The 18,712-nt window shown below is 72.1% G+C and carries 18 protein-coding genes; 7 read left to right on the forward strand and 11 right to left on the reverse strand.

The annotated features are described in order from the left end of the window. Nucleotides 1–25: 25 nt before the first annotated feature. Both ACQP2F_RS25345 and ACQP2F_RS25350 read right to left on the reverse strand, forming a co-directional pair. Complete coding sequence (locus ACQP2F_RS25345; protein WP_433291386.1) at nucleotides 26–979, reverse strand: NAD(P)-dependent alcohol dehydrogenase; 954 nt, start codon at nucleotides 977–979, stop codon at nucleotides 26–28. After that, nucleotides 976–1,509 (reverse strand): hypothetical protein, encoded by a 534-nt coding sequence (locus ACQP2F_RS25350; protein ID WP_433291388.1) that lies wholly within the window; start codon nucleotides 1,507–1,509, stop codon nucleotides 976–978. Before ACQP2F_RS25350 ends, ACQP2F_RS25345 begins: the two co-directional genes overlap by 4 nt. Nucleotides 1,510–1,680: 171 nt before the next feature. Here ACQP2F_RS25350 and ACQP2F_RS25355 point away from each other — a divergent pair, with 171 nt between their 5' ends. After that, complete coding sequence (locus ACQP2F_RS25355) at nucleotides 1,681–2,487, forward strand: MBL fold metallo-hydrolase (protein ID WP_433291390.1); 807 nt, start codon at nucleotides 1,681–1,683, stop codon at nucleotides 2,485–2,487. A 24-nt stretch (nucleotides 2,488–2,511) separates the two neighbouring features. On the opposite strand, the gene ACQP2F_RS25360 is transcribed toward ACQP2F_RS25355, so the two are convergent. Next, nucleotides 2,512–2,910, reverse strand: coding sequence for a hypothetical protein (locus ACQP2F_RS25360; protein WP_433291392.1), 399 nt, complete (start codon nucleotides 2,908–2,910; stop codon nucleotides 2,512–2,514). A gap of 147 nt (nucleotides 2,911–3,057) precedes the next feature. Here ACQP2F_RS25360 and ACQP2F_RS25365 point away from each other — a divergent pair, with 147 nt between their 5' ends. The 3 genes from ACQP2F_RS25365 to ACQP2F_RS25375 all read left to right on the forward strand — a co-directional run bounded on the left by ACQP2F_RS25365 (nucleotide 3,058) and on the right by ACQP2F_RS25375 (nucleotide 6,200). Then, nucleotides 3,058–4,458, forward strand: a complete 1,401-nt coding sequence (locus ACQP2F_RS25365) for a phthalyl amidase (RefSeq protein WP_433291394.1) — start codon at nucleotides 3,058–3,060, stop codon at nucleotides 4,456–4,458. Next, nucleotides 4,455–5,324, forward strand: coding sequence for a serine hydrolase (locus tag ACQP2F_RS25370; RefSeq protein ID WP_433291396.1), 870 nt, complete (start codon nucleotides 4,455–4,457; stop codon nucleotides 5,322–5,324). Before ACQP2F_RS25365 ends, ACQP2F_RS25370 begins: the two co-directional genes overlap by 4 nt. Before the next feature lie 84 nt (nucleotides 5,325–5,408). Then, complete coding sequence (locus ACQP2F_RS25375) at nucleotides 5,409–6,200, forward strand: maleylpyruvate isomerase family mycothiol-dependent enzyme (protein WP_433291398.1); 792 nt, start codon at nucleotides 5,409–5,411, stop codon at nucleotides 6,198–6,200. Nucleotides 6,201–6,256: 56 nt separating this feature from the next. Here the strand turns inward: ACQP2F_RS25375 and ACQP2F_RS25380 are convergent, their stop codons facing one another. From ACQP2F_RS25380 to ACQP2F_RS25395, 4 genes are all read right to left on the reverse strand, one after another. Next, nucleotides 6,257–7,693, reverse strand: coding sequence for a flavin-containing monooxygenase (locus tag ACQP2F_RS25380; RefSeq protein WP_433291400.1), 1,437 nt, complete (start codon nucleotides 7,691–7,693; stop codon nucleotides 6,257–6,259). After that, entirely contained in the window at nucleotides 7,690–9,657 is a 1,968-nt protein-coding gene (locus tag ACQP2F_RS25385) for an AMP-binding protein (protein WP_433291403.1), read from the reverse strand. The genes ACQP2F_RS25380 and ACQP2F_RS25385 overlap by 4 nt, the downstream gene beginning before the upstream one ends. A 77-nt stretch (nucleotides 9,658–9,734) precedes the next feature. Next, entirely contained in the window at nucleotides 9,735–9,926 is a 192-nt protein-coding gene (locus ACQP2F_RS25390; protein WP_433291405.1) for a hypothetical protein, read from the reverse strand. Between the two features lie 35 nt (nucleotides 9,927–9,961). Then, on the reverse strand, nucleotides 9,962–10,312 hold the full coding sequence (locus ACQP2F_RS25395) for a winged helix-turn-helix transcriptional regulator (protein ID WP_433291407.1): 351 nt from the start codon (nucleotides 10,310–10,312) through the stop codon (nucleotides 9,962–9,964). 100 nt (nucleotides 10,313–10,412) lie between these two features. On the opposite strand from ACQP2F_RS25395, the gene ACQP2F_RS25400 reads away from it, so the two are divergent. Next, complete coding sequence (locus ACQP2F_RS25400; protein ID WP_433291409.1) at nucleotides 10,413–11,255, forward strand: alpha/beta hydrolase; 843 nt, start codon at nucleotides 10,413–10,415, stop codon at nucleotides 11,253–11,255. A gap of 73 nt (nucleotides 11,256–11,328) precedes the next feature. On the opposite strand, the gene ACQP2F_RS25405 is transcribed toward ACQP2F_RS25400, so the two are convergent. After that, nucleotides 11,329–12,090 carry an alpha/beta fold hydrolase gene (locus ACQP2F_RS25405; RefSeq protein WP_433291412.1) on the reverse strand — a complete coding sequence of 254 codons (762 nt, stop codon included), beginning with the start codon at nucleotides 12,088–12,090 and terminating at the stop codon, nucleotides 11,329–11,331. Between the two features lie 51 nt (nucleotides 12,091–12,141). Between ACQP2F_RS25405 and ACQP2F_RS25410 the strand changes: the two genes are divergently transcribed. Next, nucleotides 12,142–13,911, forward strand: a complete 1,770-nt coding sequence (locus tag ACQP2F_RS25410; protein ID WP_433307609.1) for an FAD-dependent oxidoreductase — start codon at nucleotides 12,142–12,144, stop codon at nucleotides 13,909–13,911. Between the two features lie 34 nt (nucleotides 13,912–13,945). Beyond that, on the forward strand, nucleotides 13,946–14,512 hold the full coding sequence (locus ACQP2F_RS25415; RefSeq protein WP_433291414.1) for a MerR family transcriptional regulator: 567 nt from the start codon (nucleotides 13,946–13,948) through the stop codon (nucleotides 14,510–14,512). A gap of 104 nt (nucleotides 14,513–14,616) precedes the next feature. Here the strand turns inward: ACQP2F_RS25415 and mmsB are convergent, their stop codons facing one another. Genes mmsB through chvE form a run of 3 tightly spaced genes read right to left on the reverse strand, consistent with a single transcriptional unit; the run spans nucleotide 14,617 to nucleotide 18,505 of the window. After that, nucleotides 14,617–15,864 carry a multiple monosaccharide ABC transporter permease gene (gene mmsB, locus ACQP2F_RS25420; protein WP_433291417.1) on the reverse strand — a complete coding sequence of 416 codons (1,248 nt, stop codon included), beginning with the start codon at nucleotides 15,862–15,864 and terminating at the stop codon, nucleotides 14,617–14,619. After that, entirely contained in the window at nucleotides 15,861–17,393 is a 1,533-nt protein-coding gene (gene mmsA, locus ACQP2F_RS25425) for a multiple monosaccharide ABC transporter ATP-binding protein (RefSeq protein ID WP_433291421.1), read from the reverse strand. The genes mmsB and mmsA overlap by 4 nt, the downstream gene beginning before the upstream one ends. Beyond that, a complete protein-coding gene (chvE, locus tag ACQP2F_RS25430; RefSeq protein WP_433291423.1) occupies nucleotides 17,393–18,505 on the reverse strand; it encodes a multiple monosaccharide ABC transporter substrate-binding protein in 1,113 nt (370 codons plus the stop codon). Before chvE ends, mmsA begins: the two co-directional genes overlap by 1 nt. Nucleotides 18,506–18,712 lie beyond the last annotated feature (207 nt).

The following is an 18,712-nucleotide window of genomic DNA, read 5'->3' on the forward strand; positions in this document are numbered from 1 at the left end:
GGGGCCCACCGCCCGCGCCGGCCACTCAGCCGGGCGCCACCACGACCTTGCCGAGCGCGCGCCCCTCGCCGACGTGGGCCAGCGCCCGGGCCGTCTCCTCCAGCGGGAACGTGCGGTCGATGTGGACGCCCAGCTCGCCCGCGACGCACAGGCGGGTCACCGGCGCGAAGTGGTCCGGGCCCTCGCGTACCGCCAGCACACCGATCCGCCGGCCGGTGGCCAGGCCGGCCACGGTGCCGGCGGTCAGCACCCGCAGCAGCGTGCGGACCGGGCCGCCGACGCAGCGGTAACGGCCGCCCGGGGCGAGCGCCCGCCGGTAGGCGAACACCGACCGGTGCGCGACCAGGTCGAGGATCAGGTCGAAGGGCCCGGCCCGGGTGAAGTCGGCGGCCCGATAGTCGATCACCTCGTCGGCGCCGAGCGACCGCATGAAGTCCAGCTTGGACGCGTTGTCGACCCCGGTCACGTGCGCGCCGAGCCGCTTGGCCAGGGGAATCGCGAACGAGCCCGAGCCACCACCGGCGCCGTTGATCAGCAGCCGCGTCCCGGTCCCGGCGCCGGCCGTGCCCTGCCACGCGATCGCGCCGGCCTGCGGGATCGCCGACGCCTCGGCGAACGACAGCGAGGGCGGCTTCCGGTCGAGCACTTCGGCCGGCGTCACCGCGTACTCGGCAAATCCGCCTTTGATCCGGAGGTTGTCGCCGTAGACCTCGTCACCCACCCGGAACCTCGTGACGCCCGGCCCGAGCTCCTCGACCCGGCCGGCGATGTCGGAGCCGAGCGTCCGGCGGGCCGGGGTGCGCCAACCGCCGATCCGCGCGTACGCCGGGGTGCCGCGCAAGGTCTCCCAGTCGCTCAGGTTGACCGAGGTCGCCGCCACGCGCACGAGGACCTGCCCGGCCCCCGGCACCGGCCGCGGCACCTCCTCGAGCCGCAGCACGTCCGGCGGCCCGTACCGGTCGTAGACGACCGCCCTCATGCCGCGAACGTCCCGTCCGGCAGCGCGACATCGGTCTCCAGCGCCGTGAAGGCGACCAGCGGCTGCCCGTCCGGCGCCTGATAGGCCAGCGTCACACCGCTGGCCACGTCGAGGACCTGCCACACCGGCTGCGGCTTGCGCGCGGGCGGGGCGAGCAGCACCCGCCACGCCACCCGTCCGAGGAACGCGATCTCCTCCACCGCCCCCAGCGGCCGGGTGAAGTCGTCGTCGGCGTCGTCCAGATCCCGCGGGTGGATGAGCGCCGAGCAGACCGTGCCGCCGGAGTGCCAGAACCCTTTCCGCCGCGGCTGGAAGCAGGCCCGCGTCTCCCCCGGCGGATAGGTGTAGTGCCCGTCATCGTTGGCGAGATAGCGCAGATGCCCATCGTCGTCGGTGACCCGCCACAAGTCCGGCGGCGCGAAGCAGACCCGCTCGGCCGGCTCATCGGCGGAGGCGACCCGCCCACGCAGCGTCACCGTGACCGGCGCGCCCACGAGCCGCGCGAATTGCGTCCAGCTGACGTTGCTCACGAGCGCATCATCGTCGTCGAAGGCCGTCCGGGGCATCCAGGATTCCCCGGAGTTGGAGGTTGCCCGACCGCCGCTGGGCCACCGATCGCCCCTGACCGCCCCGGTCCGCGCCGGCCGCCTTACCCGACCGACCGTAGGCTGGCCGCCGATCACATACGGAAGGAACCACCCGTGCTGACACCGGTAGCCGACGGCGTCCTGATCCACCGCAGCGAGTTCTGCCAAAGCAACGCCGTCGTCGTGCACGGCCCGGCCGGCGTGCTGCTGATCGACGCCGGGGTGCAGGAGCACGAGCTCGCCTGCCTGGCGGACGACCTGGCAGCCGAGGGCCGGACCGTGCTGGCCGGCTTCTCCACCCACCCGCACTGGGACCACCTGCTCTGGCACGCCCGGCTCGGCCCGGCGCCCCGGTACGCCACGGCCCGCGCCGCCGAGACGGCCCGAACCCGGCTCTCGGACCCGGGCGCGAAGGACCGGGTCCGCTCGATGATGCCGCCCGAGATCGCCGGCCACGTCCCGCTCGAGCCGCTCGGCGACGTCACCGGCCTGCCCGCCGGGGCGGAACGGGTCCCGTGGGACGGCCCGCCGGTGCGGATCATCGAGCACCAGGCGCACGCCCCGGGTCACGCGGCACTGCTCGTCGAGGAGAGCGGGGTGCTCATTGCCGGCGACATGCTGTCCGACGTTCTGGTGCCGATCCTCGACCTCAGTGGCGCCGCCGACCCGATCGAGGACTACCTCGCCGCGCTGCGCCTGCTGGCCGACGTGGCCGGCGACGCCGAGTGGGTCATCCCCGGCCACGGGTCGGTCGGCGAGGCCGGTCAGGCACGCGAACGCATAGCGCAGGATCGGGCGTACGTGCTGGGCCTGCGCGCCGGCGAGGTGGCCGGTGACCCGCGCATCGGCCCCTCGGCCCGGCCCGGCTGGGAATGGGTCACCGGCGTGCACGAGGGACAGGAGAAGCGCCTGGCCCGGTGAGCCGCCGAGTGCCCGGCACCGACCTCACCGGCCGCGCAGCCGGTACGGCTTCGGGAACCAGGCCCAGTGGTCGTCGCACCAGGCCAGGCCGTCGTAGAACAGGCCGGCGGTCTGGCCGGGGATGACGTACCGCCACGAGGCCCAGACCCGGTCCGGTACGAAGATGGTCTCGTCGGTGGCGGGCATCAGGGCGATCTCGGCCCGGGCCGTCGGCTCGGGGTGGCGGAAGTCGAGCGGCCCGGCCCACAGCGCCTCGTAGCGGCCCATGGCCGGCCCGACGGCGGCGGCCGCGAAGACGAGCGGGTAGTCGTCGCGGCGCGGACGCAGCTCGCGCAGGGCCACGCCGGTGCGGTCCTCGGCGATGGCGAGCAGCGTCGGCTCGAGTCGCCGGCACAGGTCAGCCCGGTCCACGGCCGTCATCATCGCGTCCTCCCTCCGCTTCTGTGCAGGTTATGGTGGCCGAGCGGGCCCGCGTTCCGCCATAGCCGGGGCCGCGTTGTGGCCGTATCGCTCCCATGGTCTTGACAGCGGTCCCTCCCGGGCGTCTCTTGTTACCGGGAGGTAAACAACATGATTTTTCGTCGTGCGGTCGTGGCCGTTCTGCTCGTCGTCGCGGCCGTCGGGTTCGCCGGCCGCCCCGCCTTCGCCGCCTCGTGTGCGGCGCCGGCGCCGAGCACGACACAGCCCGGCTATCTCGTCGCCGATCCCGCATGCGACATCTCGGGCGCGCCGTTCGTCGCGCTGCCCGGCGCCCAGATCTACACCGGCATCAGCGCTGGGGCGGCCTACCGCATCGAGGTGCCCGCCGGCTGGAACGGCAAGCTGGTGCTCTACGCGCACGGCTACCGCGGCCGCGGCACCGTCGTCTATGTGGACAGCCCCCGGCTGCGCCAGCACTACATCGACCTCGGCTATGCCTGGGCCGCGTCCAGCTACGCCACCAACGGGTACGACGTCGGGCAGGGCGTCCGTGACTCGTACGCGCTGATCGGTCTTTTCCGCCAGGTGACCGGGCACGCCGCGGAGAGCGTGATCATGTCCGGCGAGTCGATGGGCGGGCAGGTCACCGCCGTGGCGATCGAGACCTATCCGCGGGCGTTCTCGGGCGCGATGCCGGTCTGCGGTGTGCTCGGCGACGTCAAGCTGTTCGACTACTTCCTGGACGCGAACGTGACCGCGGCCGCGCTGGCCGGCGTGCGCATCTCGTTCCCGCTGCAGCCGCCGGCCGACTACCAGGACACGTGGCGCGCCCAGACCGCCGCCATCCTCCCCGCGCTCGGCGTCAACGTCGGCAAGCCGCCGGCGCTGACCGCACTCGGCCAGACCTGGTCGTCGGTGGTCGAGCGACGCAGCGGCGGCGACCGGCCCGGGTTCGACAGCGCCTTCGCGTACTGGAACACCGCCACCTCGCTGGCGCCGCTGAACGACCTGCCGTTCCTCTTCGGGCTCTACCCCGGGCTCTCCGGCGGTACGTCCTACATCGCGCCCGGCAACGTCACCGACAACCGGTTCACGTTCTACCGCAGCACCGACCGGCTGTTCCCGACCGCCGACGAGTGGCGCCTGAACGCCTCGGTCCTGCGGGTCAAGGCGACCGCGCCGGCCGATCCCGGCCTTGCGGGCATCCCGCGGGTGGACGGCAACCCGCGCGTCCCGGTCCTGTCGATGCACGACATCGGCGACCTCTTCGTGCCTTTCTCGATGGAGCAGACGTACGCGGCCCGCGCCGCCGCCCACGGCAAGAGCAAGCTGTTCGTGTCCCGCGCGATCCGCGGCACCGGACACTGCGACTTCACCCAGGCCGAGCTGACCACGGCGTTCGACGACCTGACGGCGTGGATCCACACCGGTCACCGCCCGGCCGGCGACGCGATCCTCAACCCCCGCGCGGTCGCGTCGCCGACGTTCGGCTGCCGCTTCACGAACGGGGCGCACGCGTTCTTCGCCGCCCCCGCCTGCCCCGCCCCGTGATCCTCGACGACCTCGACGTGACCGGCGCCGCCTACGCGGCGCCGGTTCGCGCTTCCGGCCCCGGCGCCGGTTTCGACGCCGGCCGGCCCGTCTCCCCCGCGTCGGTGGCCAAGATCCAGATCGCGCTGGCGGCCGGCTCGCTCGACGGCCGGCAGCGGCGCACCCTGCCCGCCTCGCCCCGCACCCCCGGCCCGACCGGCATCTCCCTGCTGCGCGACGAGGTCACCATGTCGGTCCGCGACCTGATCGTCCAGATGCTCACGATCAGCGACAACGTGGCCACCGACGAGCTCATCGCCATGCTCGGCACCGACCGGATCAACGCGCTCACCGCCGCGCTCGGCCTGCGCGGCACCCGCATCACCGGCGACCTGCGCTCGATGCTCGACGACATGGCCGCGGAGGCCGGCTTCCCTTCCTATCCGGCTCTCGCCGGCCACGACCCGGCCGCCCGGCCACCGGCGCTCGCCCGGATCCGGGAGAGTCTGCACACCAGCGCCGCCCTCGACCCGGCCCGCGGCTGGGCGACCACCGCCGCCGAGACGGTGACCCTGCTTCAGGCCATCTGGACCGACCGGGCCGCCACCCCGGCGGCGTGCGCCACCGTGCGCGAGGCGATGGCCCAGCAGCTGACCCGCCACCGCATCGCCGCCGGCTTCGGCCCCGGCGTGACGGTGGCGGCCAAGAGCGGCGGCCTGATGGGCCTGGTCCGCAACGAGGCCGGCGTGGTCACCTTCCCGGACGGCGAGCAGTACGCGGTCGCCGTGTTCACCCGCGCCACGCCCGCCACCACCACCGACCCGGCGCTGATCGACGCCGGCATCGGCCGGGTGGCCCGCGCCCTGATCGACGAGCTACGGAACTAGGGTCTGTCCCGCGGATCCCGCCGATGAGTTCGACCGGCGCGCCGGGTCTGAATCGGAACAGCGAGCCTACGGAAGGGCGATCCCATGACCGAGCTGACCCCGGACCGCGCCCGGCGGGCGATCGCCGACCACACCCGGCGCCTGGCCGAGTCGGCCGCCGCGGCCGGCCCGGACGCCGCCGTGCCGACCACGCCCGAGTGGACCGTCACCGACCTGGTCCGGCACGTGGGCCAGACCCAGCACTGGGTCGCCGAGATCATTGAGCGGCGCGTCACCGACCCCACCAAGCTGCCCACCGAGATGGCCGCGTTGCCCACCGATCCCCGCGCGTGGCCGGCGTGGCTGTCGGACTCGGCGCAGCGGCTCACCGCCGCGTGCTCCGGCGACGCCCTCGACGCGCCCGTGTTCAACCCGGCGGCCGACGGGCGGTCCGGTACGCGTTTCTGGCTCGCCACGCAGCTCAACGAGGCCGTGGTCCACGGCTTCGACGCCGCCACCGCGGCCGGACGCCCGGCCGCCGTCGACGCCGACATCGCCGCCGCGCTCATCACCAACCACTTCGCGATGCTGACCTCCCCCACCTGGGAGATGCTGCGGTCCGAGTCCGCACACGCCCTTCGCGGCACCGGACAGATCCTCCAGTGGGTGGCCACCGACGACGAGGGCGCCTGGTCCGTCGACCGGCGCCCGGACGGGGCAACCTGGCAGCCCGGCAGGCGCCCCGCCGCCGGCGTTACCGTGACCGGCCCCGCCCGGTCCCTGCTGCTGACCCTGACCCGCCGTCTCCCGCTCGCCGAGGCCCCCGGCATCACCGTCGCCGGCGACGGCAAGCTCGCCCAGCACTGGATCGACAACACCGCCCACGTCAGCGGCTGACCGCGGGGGTTCACCGCGCCCCGGAGGCGACGCTCCTGGCCGGCGAACGGCGCCGGTCAGCCGTAGTCGGCGATGTCGAAAACCCTCATCCGGCGGCGATATTCGGACGCCATTCCCGGCCAGTTCGTCACGATCCGGCCGGCCGCGGTGCGATACCAGCTCCGGCATCCGGTCCAGACGCTCCGGGCCAGCCGCCGCTGCATCTCGGCGTCGTATTCGAGCGCCCGGGCGGGCCGCACCTCCAGCGGCCGCCGGGATGCGGCATAGCGGGTGACCGCCTGCGCGAGATAACGCGCCTGCGCCTCGTGGAAATAGATGACCGACGTGTTCCCCGTATTGGTGTTCGGCCCGTACATCAAGAACAGGTTGGGAAAACCGGGAACGGCGACACCCAGATAGGCGTACGCCCCATCGCACCATTCCTGTTCGAGCTTGACGCCCGCGCGCCCGGTGATCGACATCGGCACCAGGAACTCGGTGGCGGCGAACCCGGTCGCGTACACGATCAGGTCGCTCCGGTGCCGCGTCCCGTCGGCCGTGCGAATCCCGTCCGGGACGATGTCGACGATCGGCGAGGTCACCAGCGAGACGTCAGCGCGGGCGAGCGTGGGCAGCCAGGCACTGGTGAAGAGCACCCGCTTGCAGCCCATCGGCTCGGCCGGCGTCACCTTCGCCCGCAGTTCTTCCGACCGCACCTGAATGCGCCGCTGCGCCGTGGAGACCCCGCGCAGAAACGCGCCCGCCACCGGATTGCCGGTCACCGCCTTTCCGGTCACCCACGTCATCGCCCAGGTGCCGGCCCGCGGCAGGCGCATCAGCGACGGCATCATCCGGTACGCGGCCCGGCGGCCGGCGCCGTATCGACGGTCGGGCTTGGGCAGGGTCCAGGGCGCGCTGCGCTGGAAAACGGTGACGTGCGCGGCCCGGCCGGCGATCGCGGGCACGAGCTGAATGGCGCTCGCCCCGGTTCCGATGACCGCCACCCGCTTGTCCTCGACGTCAATTCCGTCATGCCAGGCGGCAGTGTGCACGGCCGTGCCGGAGAAGCGCGAAGCACCGGGCAGAACGGGCGTGACCGGCCGGCTCAACTGCCCGACCGAGGGCACCAGAACGTCGGCCTCGAGGTCGCCGGCCGAGGTATGGACCCGCCAGCATTCCGCGTCCGCGTCCCATTCGGCGCCGGTCACCTCGGTGCCGAACCGCACCAGGGGCAGAATGCCGAGCTCGGCGGCGGTGCGCTCCAGATAGTCGAGGATCTCGCGGTGCGGCGGAAAGCGGCGCGACCATTCCGGATTGAGCGCGAACGAGTACGAGTACAGCGGCGCCGGCACGTCGCAGGCGCACCCCGGATACGAGTTGTCCCGCCACACTCCCCCGATCCGTGGTCCCTTCTCCAGCAGCACGATGTCGGTGTGGCCGGCCTCGAGCAGCGCGGCGGCCGCGGCGACGCCACCGAAGCCGGCCCCGATCACGACCACGCGCGGCGGTCTCACCCCGCGGTCGCTTTGCCGTAGAGGGCTTCGACGCTCTCCGCGTACCGCCGCAGCACCGCGCCTCGCCGGACCTTCATGGTCGGGGTGACCAGGTCGCCGCCCGGCGCCCACACCTCGGGCAGCAGCTCGTAGGCGCGCACGTGCTCGGCCCGCGAGAGGGTGGCGTTGGCCGCCGAGACGCCCGCCGCCACCGCCGCCTGCACCCCGGGATGCCGCACGAGCGCGACCGGATCCGACACGAGCCCGGTGAACGCGGCCGCCGCCTCCGGATCGAGGACGAGCAGCGCGGTCAGATGAGGCCGGCCGTCCCCGATGACCACCGCCTGCGCGAGCAGCGGGCAGGCCGAGCGCAGGGCGAGCTCGACGGCGGCCGGGGCGATGTTCTTGCCGCCCTGGGTGATCAGCAGCTCCTTCTTGCGGTCGACGATGCGCAGGTAGCCGTCGGCGTCCCGGGTCGCCACGTCGCCGGTGTGCAGCCAGCCGTCGTCGTCGATCGCGGCCGCGGTCTCCTCCGGCTGGCCGCGGTAGCCGCGCATGACCATCGGCCCGCGCACGAGCAGCTCGCCGTCGTCGAGCAGCCGCACCTCGAGCCCCGGGACCGGCAGCCCGATCGAGCCCGGCCGCACCTCGCCGAGCGGCACCATGGTCGCCATCCCCGACAGCTCGGACATGCCCCAGGCCTCGATCAGCGGCACCCCGGCGGCGTTGACGAACTCGATCACCTCGGGCGGTGTCGGCGCCGCCGCCGTGACCGCCACCCGCACCTGGTCGAGGCCGAGCTTGGCCCGCAGCGGCGCCAGCACCTCGACGTCGGCGGCGGCGTGCAGCGCCTCGAGGTCGGCCGGGACCTCGCCGGCGGCCCGGGCCCGCAGGTACTGCCGGCCGATCTCGACCGCCTGCTCGACCGCGCCGGCCATCACCGGGTCGGGCAGCCGCTTGATGCCGGCGACCAGCCGCAGCCACACCTGCGGGACGCCGCCGAACAGCGTCGGCCGCACCTCGACCAGGGCGGCGGCGATCTGCCGGTGGTCGGCGAGGCAGGTGACCTCGGTGCCGCTCCACAGATGCAGGTAGTGCGAGGCCCACCGGTCGGCGATGTGCGCGGCCGGCAGAAAAGAGATCAAACGATCCCCCGGCCGTACGCCCACCAGCGGCGCCGTGGCCGAGACCATGGCCACCATGGCGGCGTGGGTGATCTCGACGCCCTTGGGCCGGCCGGTGGTGCCCGAGGTGTAGACCAGCGTGAGCAGGTCGTCCCCGGTCACCGCCGACGCCGCCGCCTCGAGGTCGAAGCCGGGCGCCACGATGTCGGCGAGCGCCACGACCTTCCCGGCCGGCGCCGCCGTGCTGCCGCCGCCGTCCTCGCCGTCCGGGTGATCGCCGGTGCCCTCGCCGTCGGCCGGGGGCGCGCTGCTCCCGCCACCGTCCTCGCCGGTCCCGACCTCGTCGCCGTCGGGCGGGGGCGCGCTGCTCCCGCCACCGTCCTCGCCGTCGCGGTCCTGGCGGTCGGTGTCGACCAGCACCAGCAGGTCCAGCGGGCTCGACGGGTCGCCGAGGTGACCCGTCATCGCCGGCGCCAGCGCGCTCTCGGTGATCGCGACCCGGGCGCCGGACGCCCTCAGCAGATAGCCGAGCTGCTCCGGCGACGACGTGTTGTAGCAGGAGAACGGCACCGCGCCGAGATGCTGGACGGCGGTGTCGGCGAAGTGGAACTCGGGCCGGTTGGTCAGCAGCAGCGCCACGGTGTCGCCCCGCTTCACCCCGTGGGCGGCCAGCCCGCCGGCGATCTCCGCGACCCGGGCGGCGTACTCGGACCAGGTATAGGACGGACCACCGCCGGCCGTGCGCAGGGCGACCTCGTCGCCGCGGGCAGCCACGGTCCGCCGGAACGCCGCGACCATCGTCGGCGGCGCGTCTTCATCGAAGGTGATAGATTCCAGAACGGTGTAGCGGGGGTGGCTCATGGCTTACCCTCTCGGCGCGCCGATTCCTGGGGCCGAACGTAGCAGCCTGTTGACACCCTGCCAATAGCGTCCGGCGGCTATCGCGACACGATCGCCACCCCGGTCGCGGCCTCGCCTTTCTGCACCGTGCTGTAGGCGCCGAGCACGACGGCCAAGGCCAGCAGCACGCCCGCGACCACGAGCAGAGCCCGCGCGCGCCGGCCGGTGTAGAGCGCGGCCACGCCCGAGACGGTCCCCATGATCGCGCCGATCAGCGCCAGCCAGTCCACGCGTCCATGGTGCTGGGTTTTGATGTTGCCGACCGTCACTCGACCGGCGGATTCCCGGCCGGCGGATTCGCGGCCGCCCAGGCGCAGATCGCGGCCAGCGGCTCCTGCAGCGTCTTCCCGAGCGCGGTCAGCGCGTACTCGACGTGCTGCGGCGCCGTCTCCTTCAGCACCCGCCGCTCCACCAGCCCGTCGCTCTCCATCTCGCGCAGCGTCCCGGTCAGCACCTTCTGGCTGATGCCCGCGACCCGGCGGCGCAGCTCGGCGTGCCGCTGCGGCCCGGCGAGCAGCGCGTAGATCAGCAGCACCCGCCACTTCGAGGCCAGCCGCTCCAGGGCCTGCCGCGTCGTACAGCCCTCCTCGAGCACGTCCGGAACGACCAGCGCCATCTCCGCACCCCCGTTATGGGCACCGCGAAGTGCCTTCTTCCCGGCCGCCGCCGCGCGACCTACCGTCGAGCCCACCATAGAGCGCGAAGGGACCAGCCACATGTCCACCAGGGTCACGTTCAGCGCCGACGGCATCGAGCTGGCCGGCCATCTCACGGTCGCTTCCCCCGGCGCGCCCGCGGTCGTGCTGACCGGCCCGTTCACCGGGGTCAAAGAGCAGGTCATCGGCACGTACGCGGAGAAGCTGCACCGCCGCGGAATCACCACACTGGCCTTCGACCACCGGGGGTTCGGCGAGAGCGGCGGCCGGCGCGCGCACGAGGACAGTCAGGGCAAGCTCGCCGACCTGCGCGCCGCGGTCGGCCTGCTGTCGGCGCACACCTACCGGATCGGCGTCGTCGGCGTGTGTCTCGGCGGCGGCTACGCGGTGCGGGCGGCCGCCGCCGATCCGCGCATCCGGGCGGTGGCCGGAATCGCCGGCGCCTACAACAGCCCGGCCCGGTTCAGCGCCGGCAACCCGTCCGGCTACCGCGAGGCGCTGGCGACGTTCCTCGCGCGCTACGACGAGGAGCTGCCGGCCGTCGCCCCCGGCGGCGCCCCCGCGGCGATGGCCGGCGACGAGCCGTACGCGTACTACGGCACGTCCCGCTCGAAGGCCGAGCACTGGGAGAACCGGGTGACCTACGGCTCCCTGCACGCCCTGATGACCTTCGACGCGCTCGGCGCCGCCCCGCTGCTGTCACAGACCCCGCTGCTGGTCGTCCACGGGCGCGTGGACGCCTACTGCTCCCCCGCACTGGCCGAGGCGCTGCACGAGGAGGCGACCGGCCCGAAGGAGATGCTCTGGCTGGACGCCCGCCAACACATCGACCTCTACGACGTCGAGCCGTACGTCTCGCAGGCCGCCGACGCCGCCGCGTCGTTCCTCCACAAACACCTGTGACGCCACCGGGCTGACCGCACGCCGATCAGCGCCCAGCCGCCCGCTCGGAGCGGCCGCCCACCCCGAGCGGCGGCTAGGCCGCTTCCAGCAGCAACCGGGCGCAGGTGGCCGGGTCGTCGGCGAACGGCAGGTGCCCGCAGCCGGCCAGGCGCACGTGCCGGGCGTGCGGCAGCACTTCGCGAGCCCGGGCCGCCTGGCGGTAGGGCAGCACGAGGTCGCGGTCGCCCCAGGCGATGGTGATCGGCACGTCCGGGATCGGCCCGGTCAGCCGCCAGGACCCGAGCGAACGGCGGGCGGCCGCGAATCCCGGCGCGGCGACCAGCGCGCGGGCGTCGGCCAGGCAGTCGGCGGGCGGCAGCGACCCGGGACGGCCGTAGAAGACGCCGCACAACGCGACCCGGCCGGCCCGGGTGGCGAACAGCTTGGGGAGGGCCGGTGCCAGCGCCGCGCCGGTGGAGCGGGCGGCGGTCACGACCGTACGGCACCAGGCCGCGCCCCGATCGGAGAAGAAGCCGACCGGGGAGAACGCCACCACCGAGCCCGCCACTCCCCGGCGAGCCAGCTCGAGGGCGACGCCGCCGCCGAGGGAGCTGCCGCCGATCGCCGGCCGCTCGACGCCGAGGCCGGTCAGGAACGCCGCGACCCGGTCGGCCAGGTGCGGCACCGAGCCCGGCCCGCCGTCGTCCGCGCTGGCGCCGAAGCCCGGCAGGTCGAGGGCAATCACGTCATGGTGCCGGGCCAGCCGGTCGAGCACCGGCCGCCACACCTGCAAACGGCTGCCGATGCCGTGCACGAGGACGATCGCGCTGCCGCTGCCCTGCCGATGATGGTGCACCGCGCGCCTCCACTTATTGACATGCCGTCAACAACGGTGCCACCGTACGCCATGGCGCATGACTTCGACGTGGTCATCATCGGCTCGGGCTTCGGCGGCAGCGTCAGCGCGCTGCGCCTGGCCGAGAAGGGCTACCGGGTCGCGGTCCTCGAAGCGGGCCGCCGCTTCGCCGACGACGAGTTCGCCGCGACGTCCTGGCGGCTGCGCCGCTACCTGTACGCCCCGGCGCTGGGCTGCTACGGCATCCTGCGACTGACCCTGCTGCGCCACGCGTTGATCATGTCGGGCGCCGGGGTGGGCGGCGGCTCGCTCGGCTACGCGAACACCCTGTACGAGCCGCCGGACTCCTTCTTCGACGATCCACAGTGGTCCGCGATCACCGACTGGAAGGACGAGCTGGCGCCCGCCTACGACCAGGCCAAGCGCATGCTCGGCGTGACGGCCAACCCGGTCGAGACCGCCGCCGACCGGGCGCTCAAGGCGGTGGCGGCAGACCTGGGCGTCGAACACACTTACCGCCGCACCCCGGTCGGCGTGCTCTTCCGCAACGAGCCGCCCGCACCAGGCGCGAGCGGCGCGAGCGGCGGCGGGAGCGTGGCCGATCCGTTCTTCGGGGGCGCCGGGCCCGAGCGCCGCCCCTGCACGCTCTGCGGCGCCTGCATGACCGGATGCCGGGTCGGCGCCAAGAACACGCTGGTCAAGAACTATCTCTACCTGGCCGAGCGGGCGGGCGCGGAGGTGCGGCCACTCACGACGGTCACCGATGTGCGGCCGTTGCGAGGCGGGGGCTTCTCCGTGCGTACCCGCAAATCCGGAGGAATCGCCCGGAGTGAGGTCACCGCGCAGCAAGTGATCTTCGCGGCCGGCGCGCTCGGCACGCAACGCTTGCTGCATCGCTTGCGGGACCGCGGCCGCCTGCCCGGCATCTCGCCGCGCCTCGGCGAGCTGAGCCGCACCAACTCGGAGTCGATTCTCGGCGCCCGGGCCCGCGCGCGCGACGCGGATTTCAGCAAGGGCGTCGCCATCACGTCATCGATCCACCCCGACCCCGCCACCCACATCGAGCCGGTGCGGTACGGACCGGGCAGCAACCTGCTCGCGCTGCTGGCGACCGTGCTGATCGACGACACCGGGGGCCGCTCGCGGCTGCTCGCCGCGCTGAAAGAGCTGGTCCGCGACCGGAAGAACTTGCGTCTGCTCACGTCGCCGCGCAAGTGGTCGCAGCAGACGATCGTGCTGCTCGGGATGCAACCGCTGGACAACTCCATCACGCTGTTCCGCTCGCGTGGATGGCTGCGCGGGCGGCTGCCCGGGCGGCTGCGCGAGGGGCTGCCTGGGCGGCTGCGCAGCCGGCCCGGCATCGGCACGCCCAACCCGGTGTGGGTGCCGGCCGCGCACGACGTCGCCCGGCGGGTGGCCGGCAAGATCGACGGGGTGCCGCTGGGTGCGGTGACCGAGCTGATCGGGCGGCCGGTCACCGGGCACTTCATCGGCGGCTGCGCGATCGGCGCCGACGCCACCCGCGGCGTCATCGATCCCTACCACCGCCTGTACGGTCACCCGGGCCTGCACGTGGTCGACGGTTCGGCCGTGGCGGCCAACCTCGGGGTCAACCCGTCCCTGACCATCACCGCGCTCGCCGAGCGGGCGATCGGCATGTGGCCGAACGCCGGCGACCCGGACCCGCGGCCGGAGCCCGGTTCCCCCTATCGCCGCATCGACCCCGTCCTGCCGCGCGAGCCCGTCGTCCCGGCGACCGCGCCCGGCGCGCTCCGATGGCGACGGCACGCCGGCCCCGAACAGGACGAAACTCGGTCTTGAACCTGACCCCGCGTCAGGACCTAGCGTTCGGGACATGACCGAACAGCAATGGCGGATCGGCGAGCTCGCCCGGGCGACCCGGGTGACCGTGCGGACGCTGCACCACTACGACCGGCTGGGTCTGCTGGTGCCGTCGGCGCGCACGGCGGGCGGGCACCGCTGCTACACCGGCGGCGACGTGCGCCGGCTGCACATGATCCTGGCGTTGCGCGGGTTCGGCCTGTCGCTGCGCGACATCGCGGCGACGCTGGCGGCGGGCGCGGAGGACCAGCGCGAGATCCTCGCGCGCCAGCTGGCCGCCACCGAGGAGCGCATCCGGCAGGCCGAGCAGGTACGCACCAGCCTGCGCCGCCTGCTCGACGGGATGCAGGACACGGGTCAGTTCGTCACATTGATCGAGGAGATGGTCACCATGAGCCGCCCGTTGACACCGGAGCAGATCGAGGAGATGAACCGCCACCGCCGCGAGCACACCGCGTCGCTGACCCCGGCGGAGTGGGCCGAGATGAGCCGCGAACGGTCCGAGGCGTGGGCGGCCATGACGGAGGACCAGCGGGCCGGGATGGTCAGCGCCCGAGCCCGCCTGGTCGCCGGCGACTGACCGTCCGCGCCGTTACACTCCCCCACCCGTTCACTGGGTGGGGGAGAGTAAAGCACCGGGCTACGACAATTCCCCGCGACTGTCCACAACGAAGAGCGGCGTGCTCAGCGCGACGCGCCCGCGCGGCGCTTCGTCCAGACGTCGAAAGCCACCGCCGCCAGCAGGACGGCGCCCTTGACCAGCATGACCCGCTCGGACGGGGCGCCGATCAGGCTCATGCCGTTGTTGATGACGCCCATGATCAGGCCGCCGGTGATGGCGCCGACCACCTTGCCGACGCCGCCCTGCACCGCGGCGCCGCCGATGAACGCCGCGGCGATCGCGTCCAGCTCGAACTGGTTGCCGGCCGTCGGGTTCGCCTGGTTGAGCCGGCCGGCGAAGATGATGCCGGCCAGCGCGGACAGCACGCCCATGTTCACGAAGATCCAGAAGATGATCGACTTGACCTTCACGCCGGAGAGCGTGGCCGCCTGCAGGTTGCCGCCGACCGCGTAGATCTGCCGGCCGAAGACCGAGCGGTTGGCCAGCAGCGAGTAACCGAGCACCAGGCCGGCCAGCAGCACGAGCACCCACGGCAGGTTGCGGAACCGGGCCAGCTGCACCAGCACGAACATGATGAGCACCGCGGCGACCACGATCTTGGCGATGAACAACCAGACGGGGTCGACGGCTTGACCGTAGCGGAGCCGGCCGGCGCGCGTGCGCCACTGGCTCGTGATCAGGCCGGCCACCGCGATCACACCGATCAGCAGGCTGAACAGGTCGGCGCCGCCGAGCACGCCGAGCCCGACGTTGCCGAGGTAGCCGTGGGTGAACCCGTTGGACAGCGTCCGCACCGCGTCCGGGAACGGGCCGATGCCCCGGTTGCCGAGGATCGACAGCGTGATCGCGCGGAACAGCAGCATGCCGGCGAGGGTCACGATGAAGGCCGGGATGCCGAAGTACGCGACCCAGTAGCCCTGCCACGCGCCGATCAGCGCCCCGAACGCCAGGGTCAGCGCCAGGGCGAGCGGCCACGCCACGTGGTGCTCGACCATCAGCACACCGGAGACGGCGCCGCACGCGGCCACGATCGAGCCCACCGACAGGTCGATGTGGCCCGCGATGATCACCAGGATCATGCCGATCGCGAGGATCAGGATGTACGAGTTCTGCACGATGATGTTGCTGATGTTCTGCGGCGCCAGCATGTCGCCGCCGGTCAGCACCGTGAACAGCAGCACGATCAGCGCGAACGCGATGTAGATGCCGCTCTGCCGGAGATTGATCGAGAAACGCCGGCCGGACGACGGCGGTGGCGTGTCCGGCGCGGTGTCCACCGCGAGGTCGGCATTGGTGGGTGCGAGGCTCAACTGCCTGCCTCCTGTCCGGCGGTCATGAGGGTCATCAGACCCTCCTGGGTGGCCTCGGCCCGGGGCACCTCACCGGTGATCCGGCCGGCCGAGAGGGTGTAGATGCGGTCGCACAGGCCGAGCAGCTCGGGCAGCTCGCTGGAGATGACCAGCACGGCCTTCCCCTGGTCGGCGAGGCGGTTGATGATCGTGTAGATCTCGTACTTGGCGCCGACGTCGATGCCCCGGGTCGGCTCGTCGAGGATCAGCACGTCCGGATCGGTGAAGATCCATTTGGACAGCACGACCTTCTGCTGGTTGCCGCCGGAGAGCTTGCCGGTGACGCTCAGGACGCTGGGCGCCTTGATGTTCATCGACTTGCGGTACTCGTCGGCGACCTTGTACTCCTCGTTGTCGTCGACCCAGCCCTGACGGGACAGCCGCCCGAGGCCGGCGGCGGAGATGTTGCGCTTGATGTCCTCGATCAGGTTCAGGCCGTAGCGCTTGCGGTCCTCGGTGGCGTACGCGATGCCGTGTTTGATCGCGTCCCGCACCGACCGCAGGCGAATCTCCTTGCCGTCCTTGAACAGGCGCCCGCTGATGTTGGCGCCGTAGGCGCGGCCGAAGACGCTCATCGCGAGCTCGGTCCGCCCCGCGCCCATGAGCCCGGCCAGCCCGACGATCTCGCCCCGGCGCAGTGTGAGCGACGCCTTGTCGACCAGAAGCCGCCCGTGCTGGGTGGGGCTGTGGACGGTCCAGTCCTCGATCCGCAGGATCTCCTCGCCCACCGTGGACGTGTGCGGCGGGAACCGATGATCGAGGTCCCGGCCGACCATGCCCGAGATGATCTTGTTCTCGGTGAGGTCGGCGACCGGCGCGGACGAGACCGTCCGGCCGTCGCGCAGGATGGTCACGCGATCGGCGATCGAGAGGACCTCGTTCAGCTTGTGCGAGATGATCACGCAGGTGATGCCCGAGTCGCGCAGCCCCCGCAGCAGATCCAGCAGGTGCGCCGAGTCCTCGTCGTTGAGCGCCGCGGTCGGCTCGTCGAGGATCAGCAGCCGCACCTCCTTGGAGAGCGCCTTCGCGATCTCCACCAGCTGCTGCTTGCCGACGCCGAGGTCGAGCACCTGGGTGACCGGGTTCTCGTCGAGCCCGACCCGGCGCAGCAGCTCGGCGGCCGCGGCGTTGGTCTTGTTCCAGTCGATGAAGCCCCGCGTCGCCTGCTCGTTGCCGAGGAAGATGTTCTCGGCGATGGACAGGTTGGACGCGAGCGCGAGCTCCTGGTGGATGATCACGATGCCGCGGTGCTCGCTGTCGCGAATGCCGCCGAACCGGCAGGGCTCGCCGTCGAAGGTGATCTCACCCTCGTAGTCGCCGTACGGGTAGACGCCGGAAAGCACCTTCATCAAGGTGGACTTCCCGGCGCCGTTCTCCCCGCAGATCGCGTGGATCTCGCCGCGGAGCACCTCCAGGTTCACGTCCTCCAGGGCCCTGACCCCGGGGAACGTCTTGGTGATGCCCCGCATCGAGAGGATCGTGTCGGTCATCAGCCGAGCTGAGCCTCGGTGTAGTAACCGGTGTCGACGAGCTCCTTCTTGTAGTTGGTCTTGTCGACGATCACCGACTGCAGCAGCATCGACGGGACGACCTTGTTGCCGTTGTCGTAGTCGGTGGTGTTGTTGACCTGCGGCTTCTGGCCCTTGAGCACCGCGTCGGCCATCTCCACCGTGGTCTTGGCCAGCTGGCGGGTGTCCTTGTAGATGGTGGAGTACTGCTCACCGGCGATGATCGACTTGACGCTCGCGAGCTCGGCGTCCTGTCCCGTGACGACCGGGTACTTCTGGGCGGCCGTGCCATAGCCGTTGCTCTTGAGCGCCGACAAAATGCCGATCGAGAGGCCGTCGTACGGCGAGAGCACGCCGTCCACCTTGGCCCCGCCCTTGTAGGTGGACGTCAGCAGGTCCTCCATGCGCTTCTGCGCGGTCGCCGGGTCCCACCGCAGGATCGCCACGGTCTTGAAGTCGGTCTGACCGCTCTTGACCACCAGCGTCTTGTTGTCGATGTACGGCTTGAGCACGCTCATCGCGCCGTTGAAGAAGAACGTGGCGTTGTTGTCGTCGGGCGAGCCGGCGAACAGCTCGATGTTGAACGGGCCCTTCGCCGAGCCCTTCGAGCCGTCCGGGTTGAGGATCTTGAGACCGGTCAGCAGCGAGGTCGCCTGCTGGACGCCGACCTTGGCGTTGTCGAAGGTGGCGTAGTAGTCGACGTTCGGGCTGTTGCGGATCAGCCGGTCGTACGCGATGACCGGGATGTTGTTGGCCTTCGCGTTCTCCAGCTGGGTGGTGATCGCGGTGCCGTCGATCGAGGCGATGATCAGCAGCTTGGCGCCCTTGGTGATCTGGTTGTCCAGCTGCTGGGTCTGGGTCGGGATGTCGTTCTCGGCGTACTGGAGGTCGACCTGGTAGCCGAGGGCCTCGAGCTGCTTCTTCACGTTGTCACCGTCCGAGATCCACCGCTCGGAGGACTTCGTCGGCATGGTGACGCCGATCAGGGCGCCCTTGGTGTCACCGCCCGAGGCAGCCTTGTCGGCGGTCTTCTCGCTCGAGCCACAGGCCGCGAGGGCGGCGGTAAGGACGACGGCGGAGGCCACGGCCCCCATCCGGGAAAATCTCATTGCGCGTAACTCCTTTGTCGGGGGCAGCGGCGTGGCGTCGAGTGTGAACGCTAACAACGACCGTGTCAACGGTTCTCGCAACCTCGGCGACATGTTGGGGAAACTTGGTTTCGAATCGTTGCCGAGGGCGGCAGAGGCCGAATTGTTATCGATAACAGACGGTGGTCATCGGCCGGTCACCGGGCGCGACCG

Source organism: Actinoplanes sp. CA-030573, assembly GCF_050951115.1.
In the GTDB taxonomy this organism is placed as follows: Bacteria; Actinomycetota; Actinomycetes; order Mycobacteriales; family Micromonosporaceae; genus Actinoplanes.